General features: G+C 65.4%; 15 protein-coding genes and 1 tRNA gene. 11 read left to right on the forward strand and 5 right to left on the reverse strand.

Translation table 11 applies throughout. The features are described 5' to 3' along the window. Window positions 1–22 precede the first annotated feature (22 nt). A complete protein-coding gene (locus M2319_RS01985) occupies window positions 23–1,216 on the forward strand; it encodes a patatin-like phospholipase family protein (protein ID WP_264599751.1) in 1,194 nt (397 codons plus the stop codon). 620 nt (window positions 1,217–1,836) lie between these two features. Here the strand turns inward: M2319_RS01985 and M2319_RS01990 are convergent. Beyond that, the gene (locus tag M2319_RS01990) at window positions 1,837–2,301 is read right to left on the reverse strand and encodes an Hsp20 family protein (protein WP_264599752.1); all 465 of its coding nucleotides are present in this window, start codon (window positions 2,299–2,301) and stop codon (window positions 1,837–1,839) included. Between the two features lie 379 nt (window positions 2,302–2,680). Between M2319_RS01990 and M2319_RS01995 the strand changes: the two genes are divergently transcribed. Then, on the forward strand, window positions 2,681–2,992 hold the full coding sequence (locus M2319_RS01995) for a hypothetical protein (protein WP_264599753.1): 312 nt from the start codon (window positions 2,681–2,683) through the stop codon (window positions 2,990–2,992). An 18-nt stretch (window positions 2,993–3,010) separates the two neighbouring features. Here the strand turns inward: M2319_RS01995 and M2319_RS02000 are convergent, their stop codons facing one another. Further along, on the reverse strand, window positions 3,011–4,003 hold the full coding sequence (locus M2319_RS02000) for a DMT family transporter (RefSeq protein WP_264599754.1): 993 nt from the start codon (window positions 4,001–4,003) through the stop codon (window positions 3,011–3,013). Between the two features lie 69 nt (window positions 4,004–4,072). On the opposite strand from M2319_RS02000, the gene M2319_RS02005 reads away from it, so the two are divergent. Both M2319_RS02005 and M2319_RS02010 read left to right on the forward strand, forming a co-directional pair. Further along, window positions 4,073–4,984, forward strand: a complete 912-nt coding sequence (locus M2319_RS02005) for a LysR substrate-binding domain-containing protein (RefSeq protein ID WP_264599755.1) — start codon at window positions 4,073–4,075, stop codon at window positions 4,982–4,984. A 135-nt stretch (window positions 4,985–5,119) separates the two neighbouring features. After that, window positions 5,120–6,130, forward strand: a complete 1,011-nt coding sequence (locus M2319_RS02010) for an alpha/beta hydrolase (protein WP_264599756.1) — start codon at window positions 5,120–5,122, stop codon at window positions 6,128–6,130. 10 nt (window positions 6,131–6,140) lie between these two features. Here M2319_RS02010 and hisN read toward each other — a convergent pair whose 3' ends face one another. Together hisN and M2319_RS02020 are read right to left on the reverse strand one after the other, a co-directional pair. Beyond that, window positions 6,141–6,932 carry a histidinol-phosphatase gene (gene hisN, locus M2319_RS02015; protein ID WP_319801758.1) on the reverse strand — a complete coding sequence of 264 codons (792 nt, stop codon included), beginning with the start codon at window positions 6,930–6,932 and terminating at the stop codon, window positions 6,141–6,143. Window positions 6,933–7,302: 370 nt separating this feature from the next. After that, window positions 7,303–8,193 carry an N-formylglutamate amidohydrolase gene (locus tag M2319_RS02020; RefSeq protein WP_264599757.1) on the reverse strand — a complete coding sequence of 297 codons (891 nt, stop codon included), beginning with the start codon at window positions 8,191–8,193 and terminating at the stop codon, window positions 7,303–7,305. Window positions 8,194–8,400: 207 nt separating this feature from the next. Between M2319_RS02020 and cpdR the strand changes: the two genes are divergently transcribed. Further along, window positions 8,401–8,760 (forward strand): cell cycle two-component system response regulator CpdR, encoded by a 360-nt coding sequence (cpdR, locus tag M2319_RS02025; protein WP_111435381.1) that lies wholly within the window; start codon window positions 8,401–8,403, stop codon window positions 8,758–8,760. Window positions 8,761–8,897: 137 nt separating this feature from the next. After that, window positions 8,898–8,972: transfer RNA gene (locus M2319_RS02030), tRNA-Val, on the forward strand. Between the two features lie 122 nt (window positions 8,973–9,094). Here the strand turns inward: M2319_RS02030 and M2319_RS02035 are convergent. Continuing rightward, window positions 9,095–9,277, reverse strand: a complete 183-nt coding sequence (locus M2319_RS02035) for a hypothetical protein (protein ID WP_264599758.1) — start codon at window positions 9,275–9,277, stop codon at window positions 9,095–9,097. Between the two features lie 241 nt (window positions 9,278–9,518). Here M2319_RS02035 and M2319_RS02040 point away from each other — a divergent pair, with 241 nt between their 5' ends. The 5 genes from M2319_RS02040 to M2319_RS02060 all read left to right on the forward strand — a co-directional run bounded on the left by M2319_RS02040 (window position 9,519) and on the right by M2319_RS02060 (window position 14,471). Next, entirely contained in the window at window positions 9,519–10,556 is a 1,038-nt protein-coding gene (locus M2319_RS02040; RefSeq protein ID WP_264599759.1) for an amino acid ABC transporter substrate-binding protein, read from the forward strand. A 64-nt stretch (window positions 10,557–10,620) separates the two neighbouring features. Further along, complete coding sequence (locus M2319_RS02045) at window positions 10,621–11,790, forward strand: amino acid ABC transporter permease (protein WP_264599760.1); 1,170 nt, start codon at window positions 10,621–10,623, stop codon at window positions 11,788–11,790. A 30-nt stretch (window positions 11,791–11,820) separates the two neighbouring features. After that, window positions 11,821–12,921 (forward strand): amino acid ABC transporter permease, encoded by a 1,101-nt coding sequence (locus tag M2319_RS02050; protein ID WP_264599761.1) that lies wholly within the window; start codon window positions 11,821–11,823, stop codon window positions 12,919–12,921. A 15-nt stretch (window positions 12,922–12,936) separates the two neighbouring features. Further along, window positions 12,937–13,686 carry an amino acid ABC transporter ATP-binding protein gene (locus M2319_RS02055; RefSeq protein WP_264599762.1) on the forward strand — a complete coding sequence of 250 codons (750 nt, stop codon included), beginning with the start codon at window positions 12,937–12,939 and terminating at the stop codon, window positions 13,684–13,686. 98 nt (window positions 13,687–13,784) lie between these two features. After that, entirely contained in the window at window positions 13,785–14,471 is a 687-nt protein-coding gene (locus M2319_RS02060) for a GntR family transcriptional regulator (protein WP_264599763.1), read from the forward strand. Window positions 14,472–14,545 lie beyond the last annotated feature (74 nt).

The raw sequence follows: 14,545 nt of genomic DNA on the forward strand, positions 1-14,545 counted from the left end.
CGCCATCTGGAGAACTTGAGCGTTGCCGAGCCGCCTTTCCGGACCCGTTCTTTGCCTTCTTGCCGCGGCGGCGCTGCTTGCCGGCTGCGCCAGCCTGCCGGAGCGCACGGCGGTGCCGGAAAACGCCGTCGGCATTGCCTCCGTCAGCGGCTATGCGGCCGACGACAAGATCCGCTACTGGGCCGACGACCGGCTGTCGGTTTCCGAGCGGGCCGAATGGCGCAAGCTCTATGTGGCGGCGGCGCAGAAGCGCAACCGGGCGATCGCCAACTATCTGGTGCTGTCCGGCGGCGGCGGCGACGGCGCCTTCGGGGCCGGGTTCCTCACCGGCTGGACGGAGGCCGGCACGCGGCCGGAATTCGACATCGTCACCGGCATCAGCATCGGCGCCCTCGTTGCGCCCTACGCCTTCATCGGCAGTTCCGAGGACCCTGAGCTGCAAGGCATGTTCGCCGGCTTCGACGGCTACGACTTCTATGCCAAGGAGAACATCCAGAAGGTCATCGTCGGCGAGGTGCAGTCGGACGACAATCCGCTGCGCCGGGACGTGGAAAAGCGGGTCACGGACGAACTGCTCGATGCGGTCGCGGCGGAATATGCCCGCGGACGCCTGCTCTTTGTCGGCACCACCAATCTCGATGCCCAGCGCACGGTGATGTGGAACCTCGGCGCGATCGCCGCCAGCAACCGTCCCGACCGGCGCGAGCTCTTCGTCGACGTGCTTTTGGCGGCCGCCTCCATCCCCGTCGTCCTGCCGGCCGTGCCGATCACGGTGAAGGCCGGAAACGCTTCCTATGTGGAGCTGCATGTGGATGCCGGCACCCAGACCGAGGCCTTCTTTGCGCCGCCCCAGGTCTCCATGCGCGACGTCGACCGGGCGCTCGGCCGGGAACGGCGGCACAATCTCTACATCATCCGCAACGACAAGCTGGCGCCGGAATATTCGGCCATCGAGAACGAACCCTTCGACATCGCACGGCGGTCGCTGTCGACGCTCCTGAAGGCCCATGCGGTCGCCGACCTCTACCGCATCTACACGATTGCGCAACGCGACGGGGTCGCCTACCGGATGGCGAGCATCCCGGCCGGCACAAAGACGGGCACGCTCGGCGAGTTCGATCCGAAACGGCTGAAGAAGCTGTTTGTCCTCGGCCGCGACCTCGCCCGCAAGGGCTACGCCTGGAAGCGCAAGCCGCCGGGGCTCCGGACGCATTGATTTTGGTGCGTTCAGGCGCCACGCAGGCTGACGGCGCAACGGCGCCAGCGCGCATTTGCGCTTGCGACGCCTGACGGCGTCGAGTGTGCGCGCCATCGGTTCTGGGTGTTGTTAGAGCGGCCTCCCTTCCAGGTGTCGTTGCCGTCCTCATCCCGTGCCCGTCTGCGTGTGCGGCTCTGCTCCGGCATATCCACCCCCTCCGCGTCACCACCGTGCTTGACACGGTGGTCCATGATGACGTGCGGCAAATATCAGCCTAAGAGATTGAAAATAAAGGCCTTATGGATTGCCGGGTCAAGCCCGGCAATGACGCATGAGAGAGGTTCAGACAAAGAGCGAGTCCGCGTCCGCTTCGCCTGATTGCTCGGCAACACTCTGTTTTTCTGTGAGTTTTTGGGCCATGAGTCGCCCTGAACCGGACAGTAGTGGGTCAAGCCCGGCAACGTCGCGGAGGTTGGGGCGACTTGAGGAGGGCAGCCACAGGCCGGCGACCTGGTGCGCCTGCGATGCCTGACGGCGTCGGGCGTGCGCCACATCTGTCATCCCAAACGAAAAGCGCCCCGGAGGACCTCCGGGGCGCCGACGTTTTCAGGACTTTGGAGTCAGGACAGGCGCTGCCGTTAGGCGGCGTCGACCGTCTTGGCTTCCAGTTCCTTCACCTGACCGGAGCCGATCGCGATCTTGCGCGGCTTCATCGACTCGGGAAGCTCGCGCTTCAGGTCGATGTGCAAGAGGCCGTTCTCGAGCTGGGCGCCGTTCACCTGGACGTAATCGGCGAGCTGGAAGCGGCGTTCGAAGGCGCGCGAGGCAATGCCGCGATAGAGCACTTCGCCCTTGTCGGACTCTTCGGTCTTTTCGCCCTTCACCGTGAGCACGTTCTCCTTGGCCTCGATCGACAGATCGGCGTCGGAGAAGCCGGCGACGGCCATCGAGATCCGATAGGCGTTCTCGCCGGTGCGTTCGATGTTGTAGGGCGGGTAGCTGGCGTTGCCGTTCTCGCCCGCGGTCATGGAATCGAGCATGGAAAACAGCCGATCGAAACCGACGGTGGAACGATAAAGCGGGCTAAAGTCGACGTGATGCATCTCAAGTCCTCCTGAGTGTTGAGCGACTTAACTTCACTGCATCCTCAATGTGCCCCTCCGGTCTGGCAGGGACGGGATGCCCGCGGCCCCTTCGTGGCGACCGCGTGATCCTCAAATGGTGATCGTCAAAATGGCTGTCAAGATTTTTGCGCGTCGTTTCGCGCGCGGCCGGGCGACCTGTGCGGCCGCGCGCGGATTTCCGCGAACGACGCCCGATATGAACGCCAGATGAACGGCGGTTTCCGGTTCCGTTCAGACGGTTTGCGGCATTGTCACGATCAACGGATGAAGAGAGGCCCCGAGCGGCCCGGAAGGGAACCCGATGACCCGGCCCGGCGTTTTTCGTGCAAGTGCCGTTGGCGCCGCTTTCGGCGCAATCGTGATCGGCCTTGCCGGAGCCGGCAACCCGGCCATTGCACTGTCCGGGACGGGGCCTATCCGTCTCGATGCGGTGCGCTCGGCTACCGCCACGCGGCTTTCCGCCGACGAGGTGCTGGTGCAGCTCGGCTGGCGTGGGTTTTCCGCCTTTTCCGAGCCGCGTCTTGTCGGCCGGGCCTGGCGGGTTGCGGCCACCAACCGCCGCGGCAGGCGCGTCGTCGTCATGGTCGATGCCTATTCCGGCGTCGTCCTGCATCGCAGCGGCGCCCACGGGGCGCCTCTGATCAACAGAATTCCGCCGAAAGGCGGATAGAAAAGGCCACACGTCGCATCAGCCCCTGCCGGCGTTTGGTCTCGGCCGGTGCCCGCCCAAGGCACCGGCTTTTTCTTTTCCGCAGTCCTTTCCCGGTGGCGCCCGGCTTGCCAAAAGGGCGCCGGTGGCGATCAGCGCCATGCCCAGCCCCTCCCGGAGGCTCGGGATATCGGCGAAAATGAGCGCTCCCCAGACTGCGGCGAACAGCAGATAAGTGTTGTCGAAGACGCCGATGATGTCCGGCGGGCCGAGCCGGTAGGCAAGGGCGACCGAGACCGTGATGACCGCAAGGAGGACGCCGAGGGCGGCCATGAGGAGCCAGTCCTCAAGGCCGAGCGGCGGCCAGACGGCCAGCACGAAGCCGGCCCCGGGTCCCGGGTCGATGAGCGCTAGGGCAAGGATCGCGAGGCCGCCGCCGGCCATCAGGGTCAGATTGAGGGCTTGCGCCATCGCCAGCGGCGATTCCCCGCGGCAGCGGCTCCAGGTGATGATGCCGGCAAGGGCATAGAGGAAGGCGGCGGCAAGCGGCAGGACGACGACCGGCGAGACGGTCCCAAGACCTGGATTGATGGCGATGAGGACGCCGGCAAGGCCGATGACGACCGCACTCCAGCGCCGCAACCCAAGCGGTTCCTTCAGGACGAGCCACGACAGCACCGCCATCCACATCGGCGCGGTGTAGTAGCAGGCGGCGGCGAGCGCGAAGGACATGGCGGGAAGGGCGGCGTAGTAGCAGAGCCACATGCCTGTGAGGCAGAGGCTGCGCAGCAAAACCCAGCCCGGCCGGACGGGCCGCATGCGGCGGAGGCTCGATGTCGCCGCGACGGCGCCCGCAATCAGGATCGCGGCAAAGGCGGAGCGGATGAGGACGAGCTGGCCGAGGCCCATTCGCTCGCCGGCAAGCTTCACCAGGGCATCCGACAGCGACAGCAGAAACACCGCCCCAGTAATGGAGAGGATGCCGAGGGTGGGGTGGCCGGCCGCCGGCGCGTTGCGCAGTTTCCATTCCATCAGGTATGGAAAGCAGGTTCAATCTGCTGTTAAAAATGACTTCTTGTCATCAATGCATGAAAAAAAGTCATGGATTACTTCAGTCGAGCTTTGCCGCCGCTCTCGCGCCTTCGGCCTTTCGAGGCGGCCGCGCGGCTGGAAAGCTTCACCTTGGCGGCGGTCGAACTCGGGCTCACCCAGACCGCCGTCAGCAAGCAGATTTCCCTCCTGGAAGCCGATCTCGGGACCGTTCTCTTTGAGCGCCGGAACCGGGCCGTGTTCCTGACCGAGGAGGGGCGCCGGTTCGGGCGCATCGTCACGGCGGCCCTTGCCGAGATCGCTGCGGAGGCCGCCCATCTGCGCGGCGCATCGCTGCCGGGCGGGCTGGTGCTGCACTGCCAGCTCTGCGAGGCGTTCTACTGGCTGATGCCGCGGCTGTCGCTCTTCCACGAGCGGCATCCCGGCATCGAACTGCGCGTCGTCAGCGCGCTGGAGCCGCTGACGGCGGCGCGCGAGCCCTTCGACGTCGCGATCCAGACGACGGGGCGCCCGTCCGGCTCGGCGCGGCTCGCCTTCACGGCCGCCGACGAGGTCTTTCCGGTCTGTGCGCCGCAGGTGCTGGAAGGGGCGGATCTGCCGCTGGCACCGCAAGAGCTGTCAGCCTTCCCACTGCTCTCGCACCGGGTCGTGCCGCAGGACTGGATGGACTGGCCCGACTGGTTCGCGGCCATCGGCGCCCCGGTTCCCACCGATCTTCGGCCGACCCATTTCGACAGCTTTCCGCTCGTTGTCCAGGCCGCCGTCGCCGGGCAGGGGATCGCCCTCGGCTGGCGGCGCACCGTCGATAGCATGCTCGCCGAGGGCAAGCTGATCCGCCCCTGCGCGGACGTCGTCAAACGCCCGAGCGAACTCTCCGTCTTCCGCGGCAGCCGCCGGGGCGGGCATGCGGAGACGCGAGCGCTGCTGGATTGGCTGGGTGAGGAGCTGGCGCAGCCGCTGTGATCGGTGACGGCGGCACGGCGAATTTCGCAACGGATGCCGTCACTTGTTTCCCGGACATCGGTCCATGGCCGTATTCCCCGGCGCGCTTTTGCAGTAAGGTGCGGCCAAATCCTGTCAGTCCTGCCCCGAGAGCCCATGCCCGAGCCCGCCAAGACGATGCTTTACGATTGCCGCGACAATCCGGTGCCGGCCGGTGCCGAGGTCTGGACGCTGACGACGCGCGACGGCATCACGCTGCGCGGGGCGCGCTGGCCGAGTGCGGTGTCGCGCCATCGCGGCACGGTCTGCCTGTTGCACGGGCGGGCCGAGTTCATCGAGAAATATTACGAGGTCATCCACGACCTGCAGGCGCGCGGCTTTGAGGTCGCGACCGTCGACTGGCGCGGGCAGGGGGGCTCGCAGCGGCTGCTCTCCAACCCGCGGCGCGGCCATGTGGACGATTTCTATGACTACGAGTTCGATCTCGATGCGTTCCTCGAAAAGGTCGAGGCCTCCTGCCGGCCGCCTTTTTTCGCGCTTGGCCATTCCACCGGCGGGGCGGTTCTCCTGCGCGCCGCGCGCCGGCTCGGCGGGCGCATCCGGCGGATGGTGCTGACCTCGCCGCTTATCGATTTCGGCCCGCTGCCGCTGCCGCCGGCCCTGATCGGCCCGCTTTCCGGCACGCTTTCCTATCTCGGCCTCGGCACGCTGTTCGTGCCCGGCGGCAAGGTCACCGACATCTACCAGATCCCGTTCGAGGACAATCTCCTGACCTCGGACCCGGACCGCTACGGGCGCACCCAGACCGTGGTCGCGGCGCGGCCGGATCTCGCGCTCGGCGCGCCGACCGTCGGCTGGCTCTACGCCGCGTGCCGGACGGTCTCGCTCTTCAAGCGGACCGACTTTCCGCCGACGGTCAACGTGCCGACACTGATCCTGACGGCCGGCGGTGACAAGGTCGTCTCGGTGCGGGCCCAGGAGGAGCTGGCGCTGTGCCTGCGCGGCGGCGGGCACCTCTTCGTCGCCGGCTCCAAGCACGAGCTGATGATGGAGCGGGACGTGTTCCGGAACCAGTTCTGGGCCGTGTTCGACGCCTATATTCCGGGCTCGGACGCCGACCGGGAGGCGAAGATGCCGAAGGTCGTCGCCAAGGCCGCGACCGGATAGGCGAGATCGGTTAGCCCGACAGCTTCTTCAGCACCTGCTCGTGCAGGCGCGGGTCGCCGGAGGCGACGACCTGGCCGCCGGAGCCGGCCGGTCCACCACTCCAGTCGGTGACGACGCCGCCGGCGCCTTCCACGATCGGGATCAGCGGCGCGATGTCCTGGATCTTCAGGCCCGCCTCGACGACCAGATCCGCCTGGCCGGCGGCAAGCACGCAATAGCCGTAGCAGTCGGTGCCGAAGCGGGTGAGCTTTGCCGCGCGCGACACGGCGTCGAAGGCCGGGCGCTCGGCATCGGAGAAGAAATCCGGTCCGGTGGAGAGCAGCGCGGCATCGGCAAGGTCCGGGCAGGGGCGGGTCTTCAGCGGCGTCTCGGTGCCGCCATGCGTCAGCACCGCCGTCTCGCAGTCGCCGAAGAAGGTCTCGCCGACGAAGGGCTGGTGCATCATGCCGATGCGCGGCCGGCCGCCCTCCATGCGCCCGATGAGGACGCCCCAGGTCGGCAGGCCGACGATGAAGCCGCGGGTGCCGTCGATCGGATCGAGGATCCAGACCGCATCCGCATCGCCCCGCTCCAGCCCGTGCTCCTCGCCGTCGATGCCGTCCTCGGGGAACCGCTCGGCGATCAGCCGGCGCATCGCCGCCTCCGCCGCCCGGTCCGCCTCGGTCACCGGATCGAAGGCGGTTTCGTCCTTGTTGTCGACTCGGGACAAATTCCGAAAGCGCGGAAGAATCTCGTCCGAGGCCGCTTTCGCGAGTGCTTCGCAGAAGAATTTCAGTTGATCTGAGGCTAGCATATCAGCCATGCAAAGTGCGCAATGCTTCGGGTTTTCACGGACATTCGTCTACCATACCGTCAAAAACTGTCCAATAAAATTATTTAAAATCAAACAGTTGCGACGTATGGCTGTTTTTCAGGCAGTTTCAACCCCAGGGTAAATTTCGCCCAAAATTTGCTTTTGAGGCGCGTTCGGCGCGCGATGCGACGTGACGGCACTTGACCTTTTTGCGCTGCACTTTCATATTTGTGCAGTGCGGTACGACGCTGTCGTATCGCTGCCCTCCTTGGGCGTTTCCTCCCTAGACTTGGGCCGCCTCTTGCAAAAGAGAGCGGCCCCTTTTCTTTTCCGGCCCTCATTTCTCTGAAGTCTGCTGTTCGCGGCGTTGCCCGTGCGCCTATTCGGCCGCCTGGGACTGGGGGATGAACCCTCCCAGATCGATATCGGCCATGGCGTCGATGAAGGTGGCGATGTCGCGCTCCAGGCGCCCCCATCCGGCGGCCCGCTCATAGGTCCGCTCGTCCATGTAGAGCGCGCGGTTGACCTCGACCTGCAGGGCGTGCAGCCCCTGGGCCGGGCGGCCGTAATGCTCGGTGATGAAGCCGCCGGCATAGGGCTTGTTGCGGGCGACCGAGTAGCCGAGGCCGCGCAGGACCCGCGCGGCGGTATCGGAGACGATGTCGCTGCAGGAAGTGCCGAAGCGGTCGCCGATGACGAAGTCGGGCCGGCGCCAGCGGTCCTGGCCGCGCACGACCGAGGGCATCGAATGGCAGTCGATCAGCACCGCATGGCCGAAGCGCACATGGGTCTCGGCGAGAATGCGCCTCAGGGCCGCGTGGTAGGGCTTGTAGAGCATCTCGATGCGCCGCATGGCGTCCGACAGCGGCAGCCGGTCGATATAGATCTCCTGGCGCTCCGCGACGATGCGCGCGATCGTGCCGAGGCCGCTGGCGACCCGCGGCGAGCGGCTGTTGGCGTAGCGCGGCAGCTCGCCGTCGATCATCGCCGGGTCAAGCTCGTAGGGCTCGCGGTTGACGTCGAGATAGGCGCGGGGGAAGCGGGCCCTGAGCATCGGCGCACCGCGCGCGATCGCCGCCGCAAACAGCTCGTCGACGAAGGAATCCTCGGACCGGCGGATGGTGTTCTCGCACAGCCGCGAGGCTTCCAGGAACGCTTCCGGGTAGTCGTGGCCCGAGTGCGGCGAATTGAAGACGAAGGGAATCTCGTGTGCGGCCGGGCGGATCACATCGAAGGGTGGACTGTCGTCGAAATTTTCGATGATCTTCATCGCGTCTGTTTGCTATTCTGCCGGACCGGGTGAAGGGATGGAACGCATGGTTAATTCCGCGCATGGTGCCAAGAACGCGCGGCGCTGTCCATCGCTGCCTGCAATCGGCGCCGGTTTCACCGGTTATTTACCAGACCGGCGGTCTAATGGGGCGACAACGGACGGCAGAGGCCGGCAAAGATAATCAAAATCGGAACAGGTACCTGAATGTCGCGGATACTCCTTGCCGAAGACGACAACGATATGCGTCGTTTTCTCACCAAAGCCCTCCAGACTGCGGGCTATGACGTCATCTCTTTCGACAACGGCCGCAGTGCCTATGAGCGGGTGCGCGAGGAACCGTTCACGCTGCTCCTGACCGACATCGTCATGCCGGAGATGGACGGCATCGAGCTCGCCCGCCGGGCGACCCAGCTCGATCCGGACCTGAAGGTGATGTTCATCACCGGCTTTGCCGCCGTCGCGCTCAATCCGGATTCCAACGCCCCCAAGGATGCCAAGGTGCTCTCCAAGCCCTTCCATCTGCGCGAGCTCGTCAACGAGGTCGAGCGGCTGCTGGCGGCCTGATCCTGCGCTTGCCGGCACCTGGCGCGGGCGGCAAAACGTCCGCGAAAAGGTTTCCCGCCTTTCGGGTCTTGCACGGCGCAACGAAGCCGGCTATATCCCCCGAACGTCGTCCCGGCGACGCCAAAACCCCGGGTTTTGGGCGGTTAGCTCAGCGGGAGAGCACTACGTTGACATCGTAGGGGTCACTGGTTCAATCCCAGTACCGCCCACCATTTTCTCTCTTTTTTGTCTCACGGCCGAGCGTTCGCTAACGCTCACTGGCCTGCGACGGCGCCTCGCATCGGCTCGGGCGGCTGTTCGCCTTGCGAGCCCTGCGGGCTCGTTTTTTTTTGTTTCACGGCAGGCTCGCTTCGCTCGCGCCCGCGACGGCGCGCGTTTTCGCGCGGCGCCCGTTCGGGCTTGCGAGCGCTTTGCGCTCGGTTATTTGTCTCGCGGCCGGCCGGCTTTGATCACGCCTGTTTCGTGCGGCCTGGCGGTCGCTCTTGCGCGCCCGCGCGGGCGCGGTTTCTTCGTTCATGGCAAGCTTGCTTTGCTCTCTGCCGCCGGGAAAGGTGCCGCCGGCCCGCCTTCCGCGGCGCGCGCGCCGGGGCGTTCAGCCTTTTCCGGCCCATTCCGAACCGGTTTTCATGACGTGCCCGATTGACTGGAATGAAATTTGTTATAACGTGTAACATATCTCAGCAATGCGACGGACGGTCTTGAGCGTTGCGGGAGCCAGGGGAGCCGGCATGCGCCGGTCAAAAAAGGAGCTGAAAATGATGAAATCACTGATGAGGGCGACTGCGGCCGGCATTCTTCTGAGCGCTGCCGCCATGGTCCCCGCCCATGCGGAATTCGGCGAGACCCTCGCCGCCGTCAAGGAGCGCGGCGCGCTCGCCTGCACCGGCCACAACGGTTCCTATCTCGGCCTTGCCGAGGTCGACGACAAGGGCAACTGGAAGGGCTTCGACATCGATCTGTGCCGTGCCGTCGCCACGGCGATCTTCGGTGACTATGAAGACCACCTGAAGATCCTGCCGACGAGCTGGGCCCAGCGCTGGCCGGCGATCCAGTCCGGCGAGTTGGACGTCATCATCAAGGCGACCGGCTGGACCATGGGCCGCGACACCGAACTCGGCCTGCAGTTCTCCAACATCTACATGATGGCGCCGATCAAGATGCTGGTTCGCAAGGACCTGGGCGCCAAGTCGGTCAAGGACCTGGACGGCGGTTCCGTCTGCGTGCCGGCCGGCACCTCCACCGAGCGGTCCGTCGCCGAGTATCTCAAGGCGAATGACGTGACCATGGAGTTCGTCACCACCGAAAAGACCGAGGAGAGCGAGGCGGCGTACCTTTCCGGCCGTTGCGACGTGTTCGCCCAGTGGGACGTGCAGCTCGCCGTGCTGCGCCTCAAGGCGGACGATCCGAGCGCCCATGTCATCCTGCCCGACACCGTCTCCGCCGAGCCGGTGGCCATGGCCGTGCGCCAGGGCGACGACGGCTGGCTCGACATCATGAACTTCACCCTGTCGGCGCTGCTCGCGGCCGAGGAAAACGGCATCACCAGCGAGAATGTCGACGAGATGAAGGCCAATCCGCCGACCCCGGTGGTCGGCAAGCTGCTCGGCGCCACCCCCGGCATCGGCACCCGCATGGGCCTATCCGACGACTGGGCCTACAACGTCATCAAGAAGCTCGGCAACTACGACGAGATGTTCGAGCGCAATCTCGGCCAGGGCTCGCCCTACAAGCTGGAACGCGGCATCAACTCGCTTTGGAGCGACGGCGGCGTTCTGTTCCCGATCCTGGTAGACTGATCAGAAAGGCAGGGCCGGCGATCGCGCCGGCCCTCGCTTTGCAGAGATGATAGCTGCGCACAGAATGACACGGGACCGGCTCGTCACCCTCCTTGCCTCAAGGCACTTTCAGGCAGTCGTTGCGGCGATCGTCGTCGTCGTGCTCGCGGGCCTCATCTATGCCGGCCAGCAGGAGCTGATGGCCAAGGGGATCGTCTCCGGCTTCGATTTCCTGTGGCGCAGCACCGGCTGGGACATCGGCTTCTCCCTCATTCCCTATTCGATCAGCGACCCCTACTGGAAGGTGCTGCTGATCGGGCTGATGAACACCCTGTTCCTCGGCTTTGCGGGCCTGGCGCTCGCCACCCTCGTCGGCGTCCTCGTCGGCGTCGCCCGGACCTCGCACAATCCGGTCCTCAACGCGATCGGCACGATCTATGTGGAAACGTTCCGCAACGTGCCGCTGATCCTGCAGGCGTTCTTCTGGTACGCCGTCTATACCCATCTGCCGCCGCCGCGCCGCGCCATCGAATTCGGCGACGCGATCTTCCTCAGCGCCCGCGGCATCTATCTTCCGGGCTTCAACATCTCCAACGGCGCGATCGCGATCTGTGCCGTGCTGCTGGTCGTCGGCATCGTTGCCGCGCTCTGGCTGATCTCGTCACGGCGCCTGACGGGCTGGGCCGAGGCTCGGCGGCTGCCGCTGGCGGGCCTGGCGCTGGTCGTCGCCGCCATTGCCATCTTTCTCGTCGGCGAGGCCGGGCGGATCGCGGACCAGCCGGTGATCAGCATGCCTGAGCTGCGCGGCCTCAACATCCGCGGCGGGCTGCGGCTGACGTCGGAGTTCGCGGCGCTGCTCACGGCCATGTCGCTCTATGGCGGCGCCTATCTCGGCGAGATCATCCGCGCCGGCTTCCTGTCGATCCCCAAGGGGCAGATCGAGGCGGCCAAGGCGCTTGGGTTCAGGCCGTTCCACATCTTCACGCTGGTGCGGTTGCCGCTCGCCATCCGCGCCATCCTGCCGACGCTCACCAACCAGTATGTCTGGCTGATCAAGGCGACCACGCTCGGCATCGCCGTCGGCTTTTCCGACTTCTTCCTCGTCATTTCCACCTCGATCAACCAGAGCGGCCAGACCGTGGAGCTCCTCCTCATCCTGATGGGCGGGTTCCTCCTCATCAACTACACGATCGGCACGGTCATGAACGCCATCAACCGGTCGATCGCGATCAAGGGCCAGGGGACGCGCAAGTGACGATCATGCTGTGCGAGGGGATCTTTCCACATGGCTGACACCATGCTGCGGACGTCCGGCGTTTCGATGGAGCCGCCGCGCCAGAGCGCGCTGGAAAAGTTCCGCGCCGACTATTTCGGCCGGCCGTCCGACGTCATCCTCACCCTCGGCGGCACCGCGCTCCTCGTCTATATCGGCTGGACCCTCTTCCAGTGGGCGATCCTTGATGCGGCGTTCTCGGCCGATGTCGGGCCGAAGGCCTGCGAGGCCAAGGCCGGTGCCTGCTGGTCGGTGATCGCGGCGCGCTGGCGGCTGATGTTCTTCGGGCTCTACCCTTACGAGGAGCACTGGCGGTCGGGCCTCGCCTGCGCCATCGCCATCGGCGTCGCGATCCTGTCCTGTGTGCCCTATTTCTGGGCCGCCAAAAGGCTCGCCATCGCCTGGGTGCTCGGCTTTGCCGCCTTCGTCATCCTGATGCGCGGCGGCATCTTCGGCCTCTCCGAAGTCACGGAAGAGCAGTGGGGCGGGCTGTCGCTGACGATCTTCATCTTTGCCGCCGTCGCGCTCATCGGCATGCCGTTGTCGATCCTGCTCGCCCTGATGCGGCGCTCCTCCACGCCGTTCGTCTCCGTGCCGGTCGGCCTCCTCATCGACACGGTGCGCTCGCTGCCGCTGATCACCATCCTCTTCACCGTTGCCGTTGTCGTGCCGATCCTGGTACCGAGCTGGCTGCAGGGCGAAAAGCTCTACCGGGTGATCGCCGGCATGGCGCTGTTCTTTGCCGCCTACCAGGCCGAGATCATCCGCAGTGGCATCCAGTCGCTTTCCTCGGGCCAGGACGAGGCGGGCCGGACCCTCGGGCTCACCTACTGGCAGCGGATGATCTACATCGTCCTGCCCCAGGCGTTCCGCCGCGCATTGCCGCCGACGATCAACCAGATGGTCATCACCTTCAAGGAGACCTCGCTGATCATCATCGTCGGCCTGTTCGAGTTCCTCGCCTCCGGCAATGCGGCCTACGGGTCGGGCGAATGGGCGTTCGCCTATGTCGAGGTCTACGTCTTCATCGCCTTCGTCTATTTCGTCTTCGTGTTCAGCCTGTCGCGCTACGGCGCCTATCTGGAACGCCGCATGCGCATCGCGCAGCACTGAGTGGGAATTGACCAAATGCTCGCAACCGGCCCCCACGCCATCCGGGTGGATCGCCTCAACAAGTATTACAATGCCCACCACGCCCTGAAGGACGTCAGCCTGACCGTGGAGAACGGCGAGCGGATCGTCATCTGCGGGCCGTCCGGGTCCGGCAAGTCGACGCTGATCCGCTGCATCAGCCGGCTGGAGGACCACCAGTCCGGCGACATCACCGTGCTCGGGCACCGGATCGGCCATGACGAGGTCAGCGAGGCCCGCATCCACCGCGAGGTCGGGATGGTGTTCCAGCACTTCAACCTGTTCCCGCACATGACGATCCTGGAGAACTGCACGCTGGCGCCGATCCGGGTGCGCAAGATGTCGCGCGCGGACGCCGAGGCGCGGGCGATGCAGTTCCTGGAGCGGGTGCACATTCCCGAACAGGCGCACAAATATCCGGGCGAACTTTCGGGCGGCCAGCAGCAGCGGGTGGCGATCGCCCGCTCGCTCTGCATGATGCCGCAGATCATGCTGTTCGACGAACCGACCTCCGCCCTCGACCCGGAGATGATCGCCGAGGTGCTCGACGTGATGATCGAGCTCGCCTCCGACGGCCTGACGATGATTTGCGTTACCCACGAGATGGGCTTTGCCCGCAAGGCGGCGGACCGCGTCATCTTCATGGACAAGGGCGAGATCGTCGAGGAGGCGCCCCCGGAGGTCTTCTTCTCCGCTCCCCGACACCAAAGAACGAAGGATTTTCTCGGGCAGATCTTGTCGCACTGAGGTGTTGCTGTGGACAGTCCTAATGGTAGGGCATCCGTTATATGATATACGACGCAAACGATTTCCCGAGAACGACTTTCCGCGAGGCAAAAACCGGCATGTCATCTACTCTTGAAAGCTTCAGGCCGGTCGAGCGCAAGGAAACGCTCGGGACACTGGTTCGCGAACAGCTCCGCTCCGCCATCATGGCGGGTCAGTTCATGCCCGGCGAGAAGCTGACGATTCGCGCCGTCGCCAAGGCGCTCGACGTCAGCCTGACGCCGGCCCGCGAGGCGCTGTTCAACCTCGTTGCCGAAGGGGCGCTGGAAACCCAGCCGAACGGCACCGTCTGCGTTCCCGAAATGGACGAGAATCGGCTGATCGAGATCACCAAGATCCGCATCAACCTGGAAGGCCTTGCCGCCCGCGAGGCGGCGCCGCGGCTGTCGCCGGAGCTCGTCACCAGGCTTGAGGACACCAACGAAAAGCTGATCGAGGCCGACGAGGCGCGGGACTACACGGCGCTCCGGACGCTCAACTGGCAGTTCCACTTCGCCATCTACGAGGCGGCCCAGATGCCGCAGCTCTGCAAGATGATCGAATCCTGCTGGCTGATGATCGGCTCCTATCTGAACGTCCTCTACCCCGATTACGGCCAGGTGAATGTGGGCATCGACATCCACCGCGAGATCATCAAGGCGGTGAAGGCGCGGGATGCAGAGAAGCTTGAGGCGACCATCGCGCTGGACATCCGCACCGCCGGTGACTGGCTTGCCGAGATGATCCGCAAGCGCGGGGCCGACTAGGTCCACAAGTACGGCCGGGCCGGCCTTCGTCCGCGAATCGCCCGTTTCCCGGCGGCTCCCCGGTCCGGACGGGT

Origin of the sequence: Rhodobium gokarnense, from assembly GCF_025961475.1 — a bacterium.
GTDB classification, from domain to species: Bacteria; Pseudomonadota; Alphaproteobacteria; order Rhizobiales; family Rhodobiaceae; genus Rhodobium; species Rhodobium gokarnense.

Coding starts and splice junctions, on each gene's coding strand:
- M2319_RS02050 (WP_264599761.1), top strand. CDS start 11,821: ATGGCTGACACCATGCTGCGGACGTCCGGCGTTTCGATGGAGCCGCCG.
- M2319_RS02020 (WP_264599757.1), bottom strand. CDS start 8,193: ATGAAGATCATCGAAAATTTCGACGACAGTCCACCCTTCGATGTGATC.
- M2319_RS02055 (WP_264599762.1), top strand. CDS start 12,937: ATGCTCGCAACCGGCCCCCACGCCATCCGGGTGGATCGCCTCAACAAG.
- M2319_RS02035 (WP_264599758.1), bottom strand. CDS start 9,277: ATGAACGAAGAAACCGCGCCCGCGCGGGCGCGCAAGAGCGACCGCCAG.
- M2319_RS02000 (WP_264599754.1), bottom strand. CDS start 4,003: ATGGAATGGAAACTGCGCAACGCGCCGGCGGCCGGCCACCCCACCCTC.
- M2319_RS02005 (WP_264599755.1), top strand. CDS start 4,073: ATGGATTACTTCAGTCGAGCTTTGCCGCCGCTCTCGCGCCTTCGGCCT.
- M2319_RS02060 (WP_264599763.1), top strand. CDS start 13,785: ATGTCATCTACTCTTGAAAGCTTCAGGCCGGTCGAGCGCAAGGAAACG.
- M2319_RS01990 (WP_264599752.1), bottom strand. CDS start 2,301: ATGCATCACGTCGACTTTAGCCCGCTTTATCGTTCCACCGTCGGTTTC.
- M2319_RS02040 (WP_264599759.1), top strand. CDS start 9,519: ATGAAATCACTGATGAGGGCGACTGCGGCCGGCATTCTTCTGAGCGCT.
- M2319_RS02010 (WP_264599756.1), top strand. CDS start 5,120: ATGCCCGAGCCCGCCAAGACGATGCTTTACGATTGCCGCGACAATCCG.
- hisN (WP_319801758.1), bottom strand. CDS start 6,932: ATGGCTGATATGCTAGCCTCAGATCAACTGAAATTCTTCTGCGAAGCA.
- cpdR (WP_111435381.1), top strand. CDS start 8,401: ATGTCGCGGATACTCCTTGCCGAAGACGACAACGATATGCGTCGTTTT.
- M2319_RS02045 (WP_264599760.1), top strand. CDS start 10,621: ATGACACGGGACCGGCTCGTCACCCTCCTTGCCTCAAGGCACTTTCAG.